Here is a 289-nt window from a genome sequence, read left to right as displayed (position 1 = left end):
CTGGTACATGAGTGCTGTAACTACGATGAGGGGAACTGCCTGCTATTGGACGACGGGGAGCCTTGCGTGTGCGTCCAGAGCATTTCCTTTTCCCTCATGTGCCACTGGTTCCGAGTGGCTGTCCTGCCCCTTGACGGGGAGCTGGCCGCAGCCCTCTTGTGCCGGGGAAGCCGGAAACGGTGTGCCGTCTGCGGGGCGGCCTTTGTCCCAAAATCCAACCGGGGAAAATACTGCCCCGACTGCGCCGGGCGCATGAAGAAAAACAAAGCCGCCGAGAGAAAGCGGAAAC

General features: G+C 60.6%; 1 protein-coding gene. It reads left to right on the top strand.

Going from position 1 to position 289, the window contains the following annotated elements:
• A partial coding sequence (locus P0G09_RS20330) for a cysteine-rich VLP protein (RefSeq protein ID WP_275253586.1) occupies nucleotides 1-289 on the top strand: 289 nt, incomplete at both ends.

The organism is Faecalibacterium sp. DFI.5.82 (genome assembly GCF_029076575.1).
GTDB lineage: Bacteria > Bacillota > Clostridia > Oscillospirales > Ruminococcaceae > Faecalibacterium > Faecalibacterium duncaniae.
Note: the sequence above shows the minus strand (reverse complement) of the source record. Positions and strands in the feature narration are given on the sequence as shown.